The 16,368-nt window shown below is 57.4% G+C and carries 12 protein-coding genes and 2 tRNA genes; 10 read left to right on the top strand and 4 right to left on the bottom strand.

The genetic code is table 11. The annotated features are described in order from the left end of the window. The 7 genes from lolB (at position 1) to ychF (ending at position 5,194) form a co-directional block, all read left to right on the top strand. Positions 1–618, top strand: a complete 618-nt coding sequence (lolB, locus tag IEQ42_RS21145) for a lipoprotein insertase outer membrane protein LolB (protein WP_210705051.1) — start codon at positions 1–3, stop codon at positions 616–618. Positions 619–621: 3 nt separating this feature from the next. Further along, entirely contained in the window at positions 622–1,473 is an 852-nt protein-coding gene (gene ispE / locus IEQ42_RS21140; protein WP_210705050.1) for a 4-(cytidine 5'-diphospho)-2-C-methyl-D-erythritol kinase, read from the top strand. Positions 1,474–1,509: 36 nt separating this feature from the next. Next, positions 1,510–1,584 (top strand) — tRNA-Gln (locus IEQ42_RS21135). 45 nt (positions 1,585–1,629) lie between these two features. After that, on the top strand, positions 1,630–2,571 hold the full coding sequence (locus tag IEQ42_RS21130) for a ribose-phosphate pyrophosphokinase (protein WP_003171603.1): 942 nt from the start codon (positions 1,630–1,632) through the stop codon (positions 2,569–2,571). A 141-nt stretch (positions 2,572–2,712) separates the two neighbouring features. Further along, complete coding sequence (locus IEQ42_RS21125; RefSeq protein ID WP_042561057.1) at positions 2,713–3,315, top strand: 50S ribosomal protein L25/general stress protein Ctc; 603 nt, start codon at positions 2,713–2,715, stop codon at positions 3,313–3,315. A 171-nt stretch (positions 3,316–3,486) separates the two neighbouring features. Then, the gene (gene pth / locus IEQ42_RS21120; protein ID WP_003228164.1) at positions 3,487–4,071 is read left to right on the top strand and encodes an aminoacyl-tRNA hydrolase; all 585 of its coding nucleotides are present in this window, start codon (positions 3,487–3,489) and stop codon (positions 4,069–4,071) included. Positions 4,072–4,093: 22 nt separating this feature from the next. Continuing rightward, complete coding sequence (gene ychF, locus IEQ42_RS21115; protein WP_150592616.1) at positions 4,094–5,194, top strand: redox-regulated ATPase YchF; 1,101 nt, start codon at positions 4,094–4,096, stop codon at positions 5,192–5,194. A gap of 242 nt (positions 5,195–5,436) precedes the next feature. Here the strand turns inward: ychF and IEQ42_RS21110 are convergent, their stop codons facing one another. The 3 genes from IEQ42_RS21110 to IEQ42_RS21100 all read right to left on the bottom strand — a co-directional run bounded on the left by IEQ42_RS21110 (position 5,437) and on the right by IEQ42_RS21100 (position 11,996). After that, positions 5,437–7,140, bottom strand: a complete 1,704-nt coding sequence (locus IEQ42_RS21110) for a LeoA/HP0731 family dynamin-like GTPase (protein WP_210705049.1) — start codon at positions 7,138–7,140, stop codon at positions 5,437–5,439. Beyond that, positions 7,140–10,388: a DUF726 domain-containing protein gene (locus IEQ42_RS21105; RefSeq protein WP_210705048.1), complete on the bottom strand. Its 3,249-nt coding sequence runs from the start codon at positions 10,386–10,388 to the stop codon at positions 7,140–7,142. Before IEQ42_RS21105 ends, IEQ42_RS21110 begins: the two co-directional genes overlap by 1 nt. Before the next feature lie 390 nt (positions 10,389–10,778). Further along, positions 10,779–11,996: an MFS transporter gene (locus IEQ42_RS21100; protein ID WP_210705047.1), complete on the bottom strand. Its 1,218-nt coding sequence runs from the start codon at positions 11,994–11,996 to the stop codon at positions 10,779–10,781. Between the two features lie 333 nt (positions 11,997–12,329). Between IEQ42_RS21100 and IEQ42_RS21095 the strand changes: the two genes are divergently transcribed. From IEQ42_RS21095 to IEQ42_RS21085, 3 genes are all read left to right on the top strand, one after another. Continuing rightward, the gene (locus IEQ42_RS21095; protein WP_210705046.1) at positions 12,330–14,387 is read left to right on the top strand and encodes a methyl-accepting chemotaxis protein; all 2,058 of its coding nucleotides are present in this window, start codon (positions 12,330–12,332) and stop codon (positions 14,385–14,387) included. Positions 14,388–14,502: 115 nt separating this feature from the next. Beyond that, positions 14,503–14,579 (top strand) — tRNA-Met (locus tag IEQ42_RS21090). Positions 14,580–14,843: 264 nt separating this feature from the next. Beyond that, positions 14,844–15,011: a hypothetical protein gene (locus IEQ42_RS21085; protein WP_228732017.1), complete on the top strand. Its 168-nt coding sequence runs from the start codon at positions 14,844–14,846 to the stop codon at positions 15,009–15,011. 34 nt (positions 15,012–15,045) lie between these two features. Here IEQ42_RS21085 and IEQ42_RS21080 read toward each other — a convergent pair whose 3' ends face one another. After that, complete coding sequence (locus IEQ42_RS21080; protein WP_210705044.1) at positions 15,046–16,146, bottom strand: DUF2817 domain-containing protein; 1,101 nt, start codon at positions 16,144–16,146, stop codon at positions 15,046–15,048. Positions 16,147–16,368 lie beyond the last annotated feature (222 nt).

The following is a 16,368-nucleotide window of genomic DNA, read 5'->3' as shown; positions in this document are numbered from 1 at the left end:
ATGTTTTTGCGCCACGTTATTGTTTTCAGCTTTATCGCCCTGCTCGCCGGTTGCGCGGGTTTCGGTGCTCGTGAATCGGTCGAAGGGCACGGTAGCCCGGCACTATGGGCGGCGAACAAACAACAGCTGACCGGCCTCGACGGCTGGCAGATCGACGGCAAGATCGGCATCCGGGCACCTAAAGATTCCGGTAGCGGCACGCTGTTCTGGCTACAGCGTCAGGACTATTACGACATTCGCCTGTCCGGCCCGCTGGGTCGTGGCGCGGCACGCCTGACCGGGCGTCCGGGCAAAGTTTCGCTGGAAGTCGCCAATCAGGGCCGCTACGAATCGCAATCGCCGGAAACCTTGCTCGAAGAGCAGTTGGGCTGGAAATTGCCGGTGTCGAATCTGGCCTGGTGGGTCCGCGGCCTGCCTGCGCCGAACAGCAAAAGCCGACTGAATCTGGATGCCAACAGCCGCTTGGCCAACCTTGAACAGGATGGCTGGAAAGTCGAATACACCGCTTACACCGAACAAAACGGTTACTGGCTGCCCGAGCGCATCAAGATGCACGGCACCAACCTCGATGTGACGCTGGTGATCAAGACCTGGCAACCGCGCAAGTTGGGGCAATAACGCATGACCGCTGCACGCCTGACCCTGCCCTCGCCGGCCAAACTCAATCTGATGTTGCACATTCTGGGTCGCCGTGAAGACGGTTATCACGAGTTGCAGACCTTGTTTCAGTTTCTCGATTACGGTGATGAAATCACTTTTGCCGTACGCGATGACGGCGTGATTCAACTGCATACCGAATTTGCCGGCGTGCCGCATGACAGCAATCTGATCGTGCGTGCGGCGAAAATGCTTCAGCAACAGTCCGGCTGTGCGCTGGGCATCGACATCTGGATCGACAAGGTTCTGCCCATGGGCGGCGGCATTGGTGGCGGCAGCTCAAATGCCGCGACGACTTTGCTGGGGCTCAATCATCTGTGGCGACTGGGCTGGGATGAAGATCGGCTGGCGGCACTGGGTTTGTCGCTAGGCGCCGATGTTCCGGTTTTCGTCCGTGGTCACGCGGCGTTTGCCGAGGGCGTGGGCGAGAAACTCACCCCGGTGAACCCTGAAGAACCGTGGTATCTGGTGCTCGTGCCGCAAGTCTCTGTAAGTACGGCAGAAATTTTTTCCGATCCTTTGTTGACACGTAACACGCCGCCCATTAAAGTGCGCCCCGTTCCCGAGGGAAACAGTCGAAATGACTGCTTGCCGGTGGTTGCAAGGCGTTATCCAGAGGTACGTAACGCATTGGATTTGCTAGGTAAATTTACCGAAGCAAAGCTCACCGGAACTGGAAGTTGTGTGTTTGGGGGCTTCCCAAACAAAGCTGAAGCTGATAAAGTCTCGGCCCTTCTGACAGAGACCCTTACAGGGTTTGTAGCGAAAGGAAGCAACATTTCGATGTTGCATCGCAAGCTGCAAAGTCTGCTCTAAAGGAACCAGGTGCTCGGCACTTGATGCAACAGATACAGGGGCGTCGCCAAGCGGTAAGGCAGCAGGTTTTGATCCTGCCATGCGTTGGTTCGAATCCAGCCGCCCCTGCCATTTTCCATACTCATCCAGGTTACCCTCAGCCTCTAGGTACTGCGCGTGTCCAAGATGATGGTCTTTACGGGGAACGCTAACCCCGATCTGGCTCGGCGTGTTGTACGTCAGCTGCATATCCCTCTCGGTGACATCTCTGTCGGCAAATTTTCCGACGGCGAAATTACTGCCGAGATCAATGAAAATGTTCGTGGTAAAGACGTTTTCATTATTCAGCCGACTTGCGCTCCGACCAACGATAACCTGATGGAACTGGTAGTGATGGCTGACGCCTTCCGCCGCTCCTCGGCTACTCGTATCACTGCTGTTATTCCTTATTTTGGTTATGCCCGTCAGGATCGCCGTCCGCGTTCCGCACGTGTGGCTATCAGCGCGAAAGTCGTCGCTGACATGCTTACCGTAGTCGGCATCGACCGTGTTCTCACGGTTGATCTGCATGCTGACCAGATTCAGGGTTTCTTCGATATTCCGGTAGATAACATCTACGGCTCCCCGGTTCTGGTGGATGACATTGAAGATCAGCGCTTCGAAAACCTGATGATTGTTTCCCCTGACATTGGTGGCGTCGTGCGTGCACGTGCTGTTGCCAAGTCGCTGGGTGTTGATCTCGGGATCATCGACAAACGCCGTGAGAAAGCCAATCACTCTGAAGTGATGCATATCATCGGTGATGTCGAAGGGCGTACCTGTATTCTGGTCGATGACATGGTCGATACCGCCGGCACTCTGTGCCACGCGGCCAAGGCCCTGAAAGAGCATGGCGCAGCCAAGGTCTTTGCCTACTGCACACACCCTGTGCTGTCGGGTCGGGCCATCGAGAATATCGAAAATTCCGTGCTGGACGAGCTGGTGGTGACTAACACCATCCCGCTGTCCGCTGCAGCACAAGCCTGTGCACGTATCCGTCAACTGGATATTGCACCGGTAGTTGCCGAAGCGGTTCGCCGCATCAGCAATGAAGAATCGATCAGCGCGATGTTCCGCTAAGGGCCCTGCCCTTCTCGAAATGTCTCGTTGACGAAAAGCGCCCCGCCCCGGCATTCCTGTCGGGGCGGGGCTTTTTTGCCCATACCGTGTTAGGCGCTGGTCGCAAACGCCGCTCGGTCATGGCTATTTTGGAGATACAAAATGAACGATTTTACTCTGAATGCTGAAGTGCGTTCCGACCTGGGGAAAGGTGCGAGCCGCCGCCTGCGTCGTCTCGCCGCTCTGGTTCCAGCTGTTGTTTACGGTGGCGAAAAAGCCCCTGAATCCATCAGCATGCTGGCCAAAGAAGTTGCCAAACTGCTCGAAAACGACGCGGCTTACAGCCACATCATCGAGCTGAACGTTGGTGGCACCAAGCAGAACGTCATCATCAAAGCTCTGCAACGTCACCCGTCGAAAGGCCACGTTCTGCACGCTGACTTCGTACGCGTTGTAGCAGGTCAGAAACTGACCGCTATCGTGCCTGTGCACTTTGTTGGTGAAGAAGCTCCAGTGAAGAAAGGCGGCGAAATCTCGCACGTTACTTCGGAAATCGAAGTGACCTGCCTGCCGAAAGACCTGCCTGAGTTCATCGAAGTCGACCTGTCGAAAGCAGAAATCGGCACCATCATTCACCTGTCGGACCTCAAAGCTCCTAAAGGTGTTGAGTTCGTTGCTCTGGCACACGGCGATGACAAGGCTGTTGCCAACGTCCACGCTCCACGTGTTGCTCCAGAAGCTACCGAAGAAGGCGCAGCAGAGTAATTCACTCTGTGACGCCGGAGTGATCAAGTAACATCGCGGACTGGAACGTAGCGAGAAAGCGGGCGAGAACGCGGAGTTTACATCTATGGTAAATGAGCTTTTTTCGTCCACTTTCGCCGCTCTCCCTGATTGCGGCGATGTTATCCACCACTCCAAGGAAGGGCCCCTATCGTGACTGCCATCAAACTGATCGTTGGCCTGGGAAATCCAGGCGCTGAATACGAACAGACCCGGCATAACGCAGGGGCCCTTTTTGTTGAGCGCATCGCCGCCGCACAAGGTGTGAACCTTGTCGCCGATCGCAAATATTTCGGCCTGACCGGGCGCTACTCGCATCAAGGTCAGGATGTTCGTCTGCTGATTCCCACCACCTACATGAACCGCAGCGGCCAGGCCGTGGCGGCACTCGCCGGTTTCTTTCGCATCAAGCCTGAAGAAATCCTGGTGGCGCACGACGAACTCGACCTGCCTCCGGGCGTCGCCAAGCTCAAGCAGGGCGGCGGCCACGGCGGTCACAACGGGTTGCGCGACATCATCGCGCAACTGGGCAATCAGAATACTTTCTACCGTCTGCGGCTTGGCATCGGCCACCCGGGCGTCGCCAGTATGGTTTCAAATTTCGTCCTGGGTCGTGCGCCACGCGCCGAACAGGAAAAACTCGATGCCAGCATCGACTTTGCCCTCGGCGTGCTGCCGGATATCCTCGCCGGAGAATGGAACCGTGCGATGAAAAACCTGCACAGCCAGAAGGCCTGACTCTTATCCGAGGGGAAACACCATGGGATTCAATTGCGGCATCGTCGGCCTGCCTAACGTCGGCAAGTCCACCCTGTTCAACGCGCTGACCAAATCCGGTATCGCGGCCGAGAACTTCCCCTTCTGCACGATCGAGCCGAACAGCGGCATCGTGCCGATGCCCGATGCACGTCTGGACGCACTGGCGGCCATCGTCAATCCCAAGCGCATCCTGCCAACCACCATGGAATTCGTCGACATCGCAGGCCTGGTTGCCGGCGCCTCGAAAGGTGAAGGCCTGGGCAACAAGTTCCTCGCCAACATTCGCGAAACCGACGCCATCGCTCACGTGGTGCGCTGCTTCGAAGACGAAAACGTGATCCACGTTTCCAACAGCGTCGACCCGAAACGCGACATCGAAATCATCGACCTGGAACTGATCTTCGCCGACCTCGACAGCTGCGAGAAGCAACTGCAGAAAGTCGCGCGCAATGCCAAGGGCGGTGACAAGGACGCGGTCGTTCAGAAGGCTCTGCTGGAGCAACTGATCGCTCACTTCACCGAAGCCAAGCCTGCGCGCAGCCTGATGAAGTCCATGAGCGCTGACGAAAAAGCAGTGATCAAAGGCTTCCACCTGCTGACCACCAAGCCGGTCATGTACATCGCCAACGTCGCTGAAGACGGTTTCGAGAACAACCCGCACCTGGACGTTGTCCGCGCCATCGCCGAAGAAGAAGGCGCCATCGTCGTTCCGGTCTGCAACAAGATCGAAGCAGAAATCGCCGAGCTCGAAGACGGTGAAGAGAAGGACATGTTCCTCGAGGCCCTGGGCCTGGAAGAGCCGGGCCTGAACCGCGTCATTCGCGCCGGTTACGAAATGCTGCACTTGCAGACCTACTTCACCGCCGGCGTCGAAGAAGTCCGCGCCTGGACCGTCAAAGTCGGTGCCACTGCACCTCAGGCTGCTGGCGTGATCCACACCGACTTCGAAAAAGGCTTCATCCGCGCCGAAGTGATCGCCTACAACGACTTCATCCAGTACAAGGGCGAAGCCGGCACCAAAGAGGCCGGTAAATGGCGTCTGGAAGGCAAGGACTACATCGTCAAAGACGGCGACGTAATGCATTTCCGCTTCAACGTCTGAGCCGACTGGCTGCTTTCGTGGTGTTTCATGAAACATCACGAAAATGGCGAGAGCCCTTTAAAGCCGCGCATTTGCGCGGCTTTTTCGTTTCAGAGCGCCCTTAAATGTTGCCCGAGCAACCACAAAAATCTCGAGCCCAAAGACGAGTACACATTTTGTCCCTAGTCAAAAAATGAGTACAGCCTGCAATCTCTCTTCGATGGTAGCGCCCGCTGCATCCTTCGGCGGGCGTCTGGATGGGGTCAGTTCAGTCTTTTGAACTCTGCGTCGATGGCTTCAGCTTCAACGCGCCATGCCTGGAAGCATTGCTGACGTACACGGCTTTCATCCACATTGCTCTGCAGTTCTTGGCAGCGTGTGTTGAGCAACAGGTAATCTGGGAAGAACTCCTCCTTGAAGCGTTCCGAGTTAACGAGGGCTAAAAAGTCCTGACGCTGTTGTTCGAAGTTACCGACCATCGTCGCGACGGCTTTCTTGAAGGCTTCTTCGCGCTTGTATTGCTCCCAACTGTCCCAGGCTTCAAGGGCCACGCCGAGGATGGCCAGAGCGCCATTGGCACCTTTGGCGAACTTCACCGCGCCCCACGGTTTGAATTTCAGATACTTGCCGATATCCATACCCACCGTCTTGGCAATGGTGGTGAGACCATCGCGTGCGGCCAGCACCGTGGTGTTAGTTATGAAGTTGCCTTTTAGCACGTGGTTGATGCCCTGTTTGCCCAAGGCTTTGACAGTGGTATTAAAGTGGTTGACCTCGTTGTCGAAGCCCATTTGCATCTTCTCGACTTCGAGCGTGATCGACTGGGTCTGTCGGCTGAATTCATTTTGCAGGCGGGTGGACAGGATAATGCCCTCAGCACCCACCTCACGTTCAAAGAAGTCCGCGAAGGTTTCCAGGCTGCAGCCCTTGGCCTGCAGGATCAGGTCAGAAAAGTAGCGTGTAGCAAAATCACGAAGACTGATCCGCGCTTCTTCAATTTGCTGCCCTGTTGCTGCCAGTTGCTTACCCAGGCGAGAGTTGAGTTCGTCGAGCCTGCCGACTTCCAGAGACACCTTCTGATCGTTCTCTATGGCAACGGGCAGTTGGTTGCTCAACACATCTCGGATAACGCTGGCGTGCATGTCGTTAACCAGCGCGGCGCTGCCACCGTTCTGCTGAATTTTCCCTGTGGTGGCCGTCTGAAGTGTGGCGATATGGGACAGCGACTTGAACTGCTCGAGGTTGCCCAGCCAATGCTCTACACCCATGTCGAAGGGGTTGGCCGCGACGGCGACAATGGACAGCTGCGCTGCTTCTTGGTCAGTTAGCGAAATCTGCTCGCGAAGCCGGCCTGCCACGTTTTCGTGTTTGACCTTCAAGTTGGCCAAGTAGTCCTGCTCATCCTCCACATCAGCCACTTCGTCGAAACGGCTGAGCACGAACACTGTGCGTGGCAGCAGATCCAGAGTGCGGAACAACCAGGTCAGGTCATCCTTGTGGCTTTCCTTGACGGGGTTGGTCGAGTTCATCACGTAGAGCACCAGGTGAGATTCGCTCACGTACTTTTTGGTAATGTCCTTGTACTTTTCGATGGCGTGCGTTTCGGCATTTTCCTGCTCTTTGAAGCCGAACAGGCCAGGGGTGTCGATCAGCAAGAAGTCTTCGCCGACTTCATAGATTTTCACCTCATTTGAGGATTCCTGATGGCTGATCTTCATGCTGGATCTGTCCAGCTTTTCCATCCAGGCCGCCGCGATCGAAGTCTTGCCTTCAGAGAAGCCGCCAATCAGCGCGACCTTAAGTTTCTCACCAGACACGCTGCTGATGACATTCTGCAGCTTGATGCTCAACGCGGGGTCAATCGATACGCCGGCCTGTGCTCCCTGACCGAGGAAGTTCTGCAGCCTGTCCAGCAGCGTCAGTGCATTTGCCTGTTGAACCTTGAATGTCTTGAGGGTGTTTTCCATTATAGATTTCCTGCGAGTTCGATTTGGCGGGAAAGGGTCTTCAGGCGGATGGTCGAGCGAGAGAGCGTGCTCACCTGGTTTGCAGCCTGTTTGGCAGGCGCTTCAAGCGCCAGGTCGAGTTGGTCGATAGTCTTCTGCATTTCGCTCAGGGCGCTGTCAAGGCTTTCGCGCAGCATGTCGCGCAATTGGGCGGTGGCGCTGCGCAGATTCTTATCAAGCGCCTGACGTTGCTGAGACATTTTGTAGTCCGTGCTAAGCGCACTCCAGAGCGCTTTGCCGATCGAGATCAGCGCCCCCAGTATCGATGCTCCAGCGATCCACAGGCTGGCGCCGCCGGTGAACGGTGCCGCGGCGATACCCACAAGGCTCGCCAACAGGGTCGCTACCTTGATGCCGTTGTCGATTTTTATGTTGAGGTTGAAAGGCTGGTTGAATCGCATGCTGCCGAGTTTTCCATAACTTGAGGTCAACTCTTGGGCGTGTTTTTCAAAACGGGAGAGAATATCTTCGGCAGCCTTCTGAAATTTACCGACCTCTACGTTCACTGCTACGGGCAGTTGCTTGCCCAGCTGTCGCTGCTGAGCATCAAGCTGTTCGGTCAGGGCGCTTTTGAAAGCGTCGTTGCTGATATCTTTTTCAATGCGTGCATAAACGTCGTTACGCACCTTGCTGGCGAAGTTGTCGATCAAGGTTTCGCCGCAGGACTCCAGACGTTTTTTCAGCGCTCCAAAGCTGCTGGTCAGCTGGCTCTTGGCGCTTTGCTCTTCCTGAGAGAGCTTTTCCGACAGCGCATTCAGGGTTTGCTGAACGCCTGAGAGCGTTTGGGTGGTGTGGTTGAGCGCCTCATTAGCCTTGTTGAAGTTGGCCCGAATGATCTTGGTTTTGCCATTCTGGATTAACTGGCGACCGAGCAGTTGCAGGAAGGGACGCAGACGGGATTTTTCCAGCAACTCGTCGGCACCGAAATCCTCAAGTACTTTGCTGCGGCGCTTGGCATTCTGCGATCCCGGCGCGAGGTGATCGGTGGAGGCGAGAAAGGCAGGAAGCGCGCTCAGCGCAAACACACTCTTATAGTGCTTGCCGAGCTGCTCGCTCATTTTCTGGTCAAGCCCGGCAAGGCTTGCGGTTTCGTCGTCGGAAACCAGCTGCCGGTCAGTCAGCGAGTGCTTGGGGTTGGTGATCTTCTTGTTGAAGATGGACCACACCTCGGTTTGTGCGCCCAGGTGCTGCTTGATCTTTTCCAGTGTGCCTTGGTGCTTCCCGTCACCCGTTTGGGGCGGGGCGGCCTGGTTGGTGACGTAAAAAACCGCATGAGCGGTCTGGACGGCACGTTCTATCTGGCCAAGTACCAGTCCTTCCTTGCCCTCGATACCGGGTACATCCAGCAGAGCGAAGGGTTGGCCATCTAGCTCGAATTCATAGCGCTGTGTCTCGCGAGTGAAGTCGCTCAAGCCGTGCCCGATGATTTGACCGTCAGCATGAAGCTGTAGCTCTCCCAGCAATTGCTCCAGCTGAGTCTTTTGTTCCAGGCGCTGCTGAATCAGCGTTCGTTGCTGCTGAGTCGCCTCCGCTTGTTGTGCGGAAAGCGCCGCACACGCGTCGCCGCGCTTCGTCGCGATCTCGCTCACCTGCCGCTCCATTGCAAGACGCTCCTGCTCGGCCTTCGTCTGTTCGACATCCAGCGTCGCGGCAGCACTGTCCCGTGCAGCTGTGGTGACGGTCAGCGCAGCGGTGGCCTCATTCAACTGAAGCTCTTCCGGCATCGTTCTGAAAAGATTCAACAGCATCTGCCAGAGCGAAGCGTTGCTCTTGCGTGACGCAAGAAGCGTATGCATGCGAGTGACGGCGGCAAGGGCGTCCTTGTGTGACTGCTCGTGCTGCGCAAGCGCTCCGCCAAGCCGTTGCTTCACCTCACTGGACCGTGCGTTGGCATGGTCCAGCGCGCTTTGGGCATCCCTGAAAGGCTGCTCGAACTGCTGCACCGTCGTGCTCAGTTGCTGCGTCAATTCCTCAAGTCGCGCTTCGACTTGATCGATGCTCCGTTGCAGACCCTGCATGGTTTCCTCAGTCAGCCCGTACTGCTCTCGCAGCTTGCGAAACGCCTGCTGACTGACCAGCTTGCCAGGCTCCTGGAGCAGAATGCGTAAGGTCTCGATGAGGGTCGACTTACCAGCGCCAGTCTCACCATAAAAAGCGATGGTGAACGTATTCCACTCCGCGTTCTTCTCAAGTTCCGCGAGCCGTTCGAACAGCGCTATCCGATGTTCGGTAAGCCGTCGGAGCGCCTCCTCGCGAGCCTGATTCAACGCTTCGTCGTCCGAGGGATGTTTCAGTTCACCGATAATAATTGCCAGCTCGTCGTTGATTTGCTGGTAAACATCACGTGGGCTGCTCAGTTCGAGTTTCATGTCGTGTTCTTCGGCGAGTTGTTCGGGCATCTGCGGTGGCAGGAGCGCTTCAGCAGGTGTTTGAGCAGGCTCAGAAGAGCCGGGCGTGTGGGCTTTTTTAAAGCGGGTTTCGACCAGCACTTCCTGCAGCCGATCCCAGTAATCGGTGTGGCTGAAATCGTTCATCTCGATGCTCTCGAAGTGCTCGACCTCGTTACGTCCCAGGCAGGTTTCACCCCAGTTCAACAGCAGGGTCCTGTCTGCCTTGGAATAGGCATTGATGAGTCTCCCCTTGAACCGTTCACGCAGCTGCCGCGCTTCCAGGGGAGTGACCTCAACGGCGGCGGCCATCAGTAGCACATCGTTGATAGCCAACTGCTGTCGATACGAAAAATTCTTCAGGCTGCTGATAACCAGCCGTCCACCGAGCGAGTGCCCGATCAGGTTGATGGTCTTGATCTTTGGATGGTTGGTACGCAGGTAATCCTGCAACTGGTCAAACAACACCGCCCCCATGTGCTCCGCCCGAGTGCGGGCCTGCGTGAAGTTGCCCATCCGGTCCTTAGCGAACGCTCCCGCAATGCCGAAAGAATCGAGGGGCGAACTTGACATGGTTTTGCCGAAATTCAGACCTGCCGCGCCAAACGCCCAAAGCGAAGACTTGTCGAAACGCAGAAGATGATTTGAAGGCCAGAACGCAAAGATATTGGTGTAGTGCTTTAGCTGACCGGGGATCTTGTCGAGCAGAAACTGCTTGTCCTCATCGCTATGCCCGGCACTGTAGCCATGGACAAAAACGTTGGCTTCAGTGGTGTCCGGTCCGGCAAACGGCGAGGTTTGAAACTGAAAAGGGTGAGGCATGGATTCTCCTTATCCAAGGTCATGCCGTTTCGAGGCTTGGCTGTCAGACTTATTCGCGTGGGTACTTAGGGAGCGGCAGGTCCCTAGGGACCGTCATCGCGGGTGGGCATAGCTACATCCTTGTGCTGTTCTGGGGGCTTGATGGCGCCACCTCTTTGGCTAATCTACCTCAAGAATGTAGCAAGTTGCCATCAGAAGGTGGCGGGGTTGGGCAATGCGCCGTTGGTGATGCCCTAAATTTGGACATGCACTGTGTTTCAGCGACAGCCTCAGCATCGATAAATACGTACGGACCGGCGCCGCCGATGCTGCGTACACTCGCGTCAAACCATGTGCGCTGCACGCCATGTGGACCAGATAGTCGTCGTCAATGGTTGAAATCTTGCTGAGTCAAACTTTTTTAGTCCTCGGCAAAAAAATCGCCAACACCCCAAACAACGGCAAGAACGAGCACAGGAAGTACACGTATTCAATCCCGTGCACATCCGCCAGATGCCCAAGCAACGCAGCGCCAATCCCGCCAAAACCGAACATCAGGCCGAAAAAGATCCCGGCAATCATCCCGACATTCCCCGGCACCAGCTCTTGCGCGTACACCACAATCGCCGAGAACGCCGAAGCGAGGATGAAGCCGATTATCACGCTGAGCACACTGGTCCAGAACAGATCGACGTGAGGCATCAGCAGCGTAAACGGTGCCACTCCAAGAATCGAAAACCAGATCACAGCCTTACGTCCGATCTTGTCGCCAATCGGCCCGCCGAAGAACGTGCCCGCCGCCACCGCACCAAGGAACAGGAACAGGTGCAACTGCGAGCTGGCCACCGACAGGTCGAACTTCTCGATCAGATAGAACGTGAAATAGCTGGTTAGGCTGGCCATGTAGAAGTACTTGGAGAACACCAGCAGGCCGAGCACCACCAGCGCACTGGTCACCCTGCCCTTTGACAGCCCGTGAGTCGCCGCCTGGCCCGCCTTGAGTTTGAACAGGTTCAAGTGATGGGCGTACCAGCGACTGATGCGGTACAGCACGAACAGCGCAAACACCGCGAACAAACCGAACCACGCCACATTGCCCTGACCGAACGGAATGATGATTGCTGCCGCCAGCAGTGGACCGAACGCGGAACCGGCGTTACCGCCGACCTGGAAAGTCGATTGCGCCAGACCAAAGCGCCCACCCGAGGCCAGCCGCGCGATCCGCGACGCCTCGGGGTGAAAGGTCGAGGAGCCGATGCCGATAAGCGCCGCCGCCAGCAGAATCATTGGAAAACTGCCGACTACCGACATCATCACGATGCCGATCAGCGTGCAAATTGAGCCCGCCGGCAACAGCCATGGTTTTGGGTGCCGATCGGTGTGATACCCGACCCAAGGCTGCAATAGCGAAGCGGTCAGCTGGAAGGTCAGAGTGATCAGCCCGATCTGGGTGAAGGTCAGACCGTAGCTGGCCTTCAGCATTGGGTAGATCGACGGCAAAACCGACTGGATCAAGTCATTGATCAGATGCGCCAATGCCACTGCGCCGATGATGCGCATCACCAGTGGGCTGCTTTGGGGAGGAGCGGACGCCGAAACAGTGGCGGTCGGAGCGTTGCTGATAGCCATGGAAATTTCCGGACAGCAGATGGGTGCACGCAGGCAGGTGCGTCAATGTGCCATTTTTCGGTGCGCCAAAGCTATCCCCTTAGCCAGCTAACTAACTGACTGTTCGTCATTGACCAGGTGATAGCGCAACGCCATGGTCTGAATCTTGCCTTGCTTCTTGGCTTGAACGCGGTCGCCTTACAAAGGTGATCGACAATGGGAAGTTTCGCTACAAAGTTTGCCCACAGAGCGAACGAGAGTGAACTTTCGAGGCCTTTTAGCAGGGCACAACATCAACGTCGACCGACCGCGATGCACGCCATTGGTGCGTGGTGTCCAGAGGAGTCATGGGGCATGCAGGCTTTCCTTTCACCGGGGATCAAGTTGCTGGGGCGATTTGGCTTCGCACGTAAATTCCAGTTGTTGTTTCTGCTATTCATTTTGCCGTTGGCCGGCAGCCTGTTGATGATCGGCCAGGACTATCGCGACAAACTCAATCTGATTTCCGGCGAACGTGCCGGCGTGCGTCAGTTGCTCGCGCTCGATGCGCTCGACAACCTGCTCGCGGCCCAGCGCGACCGCGCCGCGCGTTGGCGTGCCACGGAAACCAATCGTCAGCCGACACCCGCGACGCTCGCCGCCATGGCTGCGTTCGATGCTGTGCAGCCAGCGGTCCAGCAAGCCACCACTGACTTGGGCAATGCGCTGAATAACGAGGGCGCCGAAGGCGAAACCCTCTCCCGCTATCAGGCGTTGCAAACCGCGCTCGGCGGCCTGGATTCGAAAAGCCTCAGCGGCGTCGGCTGGTGGCCGGACGGTTACGACCGTTTCACCAACGCCCTCAGCGCCCTGCAAGCACTGCGCGAGCAAATCGTCATGGACAACCGCCTGACCCTCGCGCCATGGCTGGAAACCTATCTGCTGACGCAGATTTCCACGCAGCATGCACCCGACCTGATCGAACGGGTCGGACGCCTCGCGGCGGTCGGTCAGGCGTCGGTGGTGTCCGGTCAGTTCACTTTGCAAAGTCGCTTGCAGTTGCGCGACCTGCGCAGCCGCATCGGCGATGCCCGTGAGCAGTTGGTGAAAACCGCAGGCCTGCTGGAAGCGCGCCTGCACCCAGGCCTGCAATCCTGGGCCAGCCAATACCACGACAGCCTCAAGCACCTGGACAGCGGCCTCAAAGTGTTGGACGACGGCGTGTTCGGTGGCAGCATCAATCTCAAACCGGAAGACTTCGAGCGCAGCCTTGATGCGTTGCTGGCTGACCTCGCCTCTCTGCGCCAGCAATCGCTGATGTCGCTGGATCAGCGCCTCGAAGACCATCACGGCTCGGCGGTTCGCCAGCTGATCATCGTCGCGGCGGTATTCGGCTGTCTGCTGCTGGCGGCGCTGTACCTGTTCATCTGTCTGCAAGCCTCGATCCGCCGTAGCGCCAGCGGCATCACCGTCCTTGCCCAAGCCCTGCGCGACGGCAATCTGAGCCTGCAAGTACCGGTCGTGGGACACGACGAACTGGCGGCGATCAGCACCGCACTCAACGTCGCCGTGGTGCAATTGCGCACCAGTATGATCGGCGTCGATCACGAGACTTCACAACTGAGCAGCGCAGTTCGCAGCCTCAACGATCATTCCAGCGGCGCCCTCAGCGAAGTCGAAGCACAGCAGTTGCAAATCAGTCAGATCGCCGCTGCGGCCACGCAACTGGCCGCGACCTCCCAAGGCGTGGCACAGAGCTGCGAGCAGGCCTCTGGCAGCGCTCAACACACCCGCCGCATTGCCGCCGACAGCAGCCGCGACAGTCAGCGCACCACAGCGAGCATTCAACAGCTCAACCAACGCTTGAACGACACCGCAGCCGCGCTAGGCCGGGTCAGTGAGCAAGGGCAGCAGATTCAATTGGTGGTCGACACCATTCGCGGTGTGGCCGAGCAGACCAACCTGCTCGCGCTCAACGCAGCCATCGAAGCTGCGCGCGCCGGGGAACAGGGTCGCGGTTTCGCCGTGGTCGCCGATGAGGTGCGTAGCCTGTCGCAACGCACGCAATCGTCCACCGCGCAGATCGCCGGCACGGTCGACAGCCTGCGCGCCACGGTCAACGAAGCCGTGAGCCTGATGGAAGCAGCCTGTGGCCAGGCACAAACGGACGCCGAAGCCGTGACCGGGCTGGGCGAACGCTTGGGGGAAATTGCCAGCGCCGTGCAAAGCGTCACCGACACACTGGCGCAGATCGCCACGGCGGTTGAAGAGCAAGCGAGCACCGCCGACGAGGTCAGCAGCAGTATTCAGCAAGTCGATCAGGCAGCAGTGCGATTGCTCGAAGGCGCGCGCGCGGTGAATCTGGCGGCGGACACCTTGAGTCAGGGCAGTCATGCCTTGAGTGCCAACACCGCGAGATTTCAGCTGCGTTGATGCCCTGCCCGGCCCCGATTTTCGGGGCCGGTGGATAAGCGGTTGAAAATAAGAAGAAATATTTTAAATTTACGCTTGACGCTTTTCCATTTCAGGGGAATAATGCGCGCCACTTGGCTACATAGCTCAGTTGGTTAGAGCATAGCATTCATAATGCTGGGGTCCGGGGTTCAAGTCCCTGTGTAGCCACCAAGTACTAAAAACGGCTTACCGAAAGGTAGGCCGTTTTTTTATGCCTGTAGAAAAGTCTCGGTAATCTCCTGTTCCGCCAGGCCGAGAAAGCACCGTAGGAAACGGATTCGATCCAGGTACGAATTGGATTTTTCGTGAAACCGGGCGCCTGTAACTCAATCCATCGGTTTGCCCGACTCCCCCATTGACCGACAAGCTCCCCCGGCTCGATTCAAATCCCTCTTCGGCACCGCTGTCGCGACGGCGATAGTTGCCGATCTGGCCTTGAGGCGTTTGGCGGGTGGTGGCGTTCTGCAACAACGCCTCAACTGGGCCATACGCGACGCAGGCGGGCCGGCCAGCCTGTTAATACTCGCAATGCTGCCGACCAAGATGAGCGACGGCACGCTGCATTGGCGCGCAGCCAATGGACTGCCTGGCCTCAAACATTGAACGCGCAACGAAACTCAAGCTTGTCTGTGGCCCCTCACCCCGCCAACGCCGCCAACCCCCTCCCCCAAATCTGCCGAGTCCGCAACCCCACCATCGCCCGCCAATCCGGATCCGCCGGATAAAACTGCTCCAGCAGATTCAGTTTGATCACCCTCCCCGTCGCATCCAGTGGATCACCATGCAGATGCAGCCAATGATCATCACGCAGATGCCGATGCACATCCGCCCCCGGATACGTACCGCACTCAATAACGAATGGCATCAATTGCACGCCCGGCAATGTATTGAGCAACGCCTGCGACGTATAGCCGGTAGCGGTGGCCGCAACACCGGTTTCACTCAGGGCATCGGCGCCGGTGTGCAGCGTGTAAAGCCACGGGCCGTAAATCTGTTGGGCCTGCCCTAGCGCTGGATAAGGCGCTTCAGTAATCGTCAGCAACATCGGATGGCCATATTCACCGGCGCCAGTGTGCAGGTCGAAACACATCACGGTTGCAGCCCCCGTCAGATGCTCAGCGATGATTTGCTGCAACGTGCGATTCGACCAGCTCGGCGCACGGCCGCCATAGAACAGCCCATCGGGATGACTGTGCTGACCACCCTCGACAATCGACATCACTGCGGGCCAGCCATGCTCGCTGATCTGCGCATCCAGCAACGCATCGGCGCGCAGCCGCTCGGGGCCATTCAAGTCGGTGCACGCATAGATTTCATGCAGTGCGGCGTACGCGCGGTTATCTGGGAGAGGCCGGGTGAAATCCAGGTGATTGCGATTGAGGTCGATGTTGTCTTCGTTGACCCGCCGCAACCACGCCGTGCCCCAGGGATTGATCAGGTGAACCATCACCACGGCAACATCCTTGGGCAGCGAACCCGGCACGAACGTTTTCAGCCAGTCGATCTGACAGTCAGAGCCGTAATAACCCTCCACCCCGTGCGTGCCGCTGAGCGCTACCAGTCGGCGTTTGGCCTGTGGATTGCCGAGCACCGCGACGTCGGTGTTCAGGAGTTCGCCAAAGGGGCCGCAGCGGGGATGGGCGTAGGAGGTAAGCGTGGCTCCGGCGGTATTGGCCGCGGTGATGAACTGTTCGCGTTGGTCGCGGTAGCTGGACTCGGTGGGGAACTCGCTCTGCATTATTGGCCTCTTCCAGGTTTTGTATTTGTGGGAGCGAGCCTGCTCGCGAAGCGGTGTTTCATTCAATATCAAGGCTGGCTGATACACCGTATTCGCGAGCAGGCTCGCTCCCACAGGGGCTTGTTTCAGTTCGATGAATTTGACATTGACCCTAGCGAACATCCGCGCTGAAAAGAAAGACAAAATGCCCACCGGTTTGCGTCGCGACCGGTCGGTCGATAA

The organism is Pseudomonas iridis, from assembly GCF_017980685.1.
GTDB classification, from domain to species: Bacteria; Pseudomonadota; Gammaproteobacteria; order Pseudomonadales; family Pseudomonadaceae; genus Aquipseudomonas; species Aquipseudomonas iridis.
The sequence above is the reverse complement of the archived record's forward strand: the minus strand, read 5'-3'. Positions and strand labels throughout refer to the sequence as shown.

Excerpts from the sequence above, each read along its gene's own strand:
- IEQ42_RS21100 (WP_210705047.1), bottom strand. The coding sequence starts at position 11,996 with ATGGCTATCAGCAACGCTCCGACCGCCACTGTTTCGGCGTCCGCTCCT.
- IEQ42_RS21110 (WP_210705049.1), bottom strand. The coding sequence starts at position 7,140 with ATGGAAAACACCCTCAAGACATTCAAGGTTCAACAGGCAAATGCACTG.
- ychF (WP_150592616.1), top strand. The coding sequence starts at position 4,094 with ATGGGATTCAATTGCGGCATCGTCGGCCTGCCTAACGTCGGCAAGTCC.
- lolB (WP_210705051.1), top strand. The coding sequence starts at position 1 with ATGTTTTTGCGCCACGTTATTGTTTTCAGCTTTATCGCCCTGCTCGCC.
- IEQ42_RS21095 (WP_210705046.1), top strand. The coding sequence starts at position 12,330 with ATGCAGGCTTTCCTTTCACCGGGGATCAAGTTGCTGGGGCGATTTGGC.
- IEQ42_RS21125 (WP_042561057.1), top strand. The coding sequence starts at position 2,713 with ATGAACGATTTTACTCTGAATGCTGAAGTGCGTTCCGACCTGGGGAAA.
- IEQ42_RS21080 (WP_210705044.1), bottom strand. The coding sequence starts at position 16,146 with ATGCAGAGCGAGTTCCCCACCGAGTCCAGCTACCGCGACCAACGCGAA.
- ispE (WP_210705050.1), top strand. The coding sequence starts at position 622 with ATGACCGCTGCACGCCTGACCCTGCCCTCGCCGGCCAAACTCAATCTG.
- IEQ42_RS21105 (WP_210705048.1), bottom strand. The coding sequence starts at position 10,388 with ATGCCTCACCCTTTTCAGTTTCAAACCTCGCCGTTTGCCGGACCGGAC.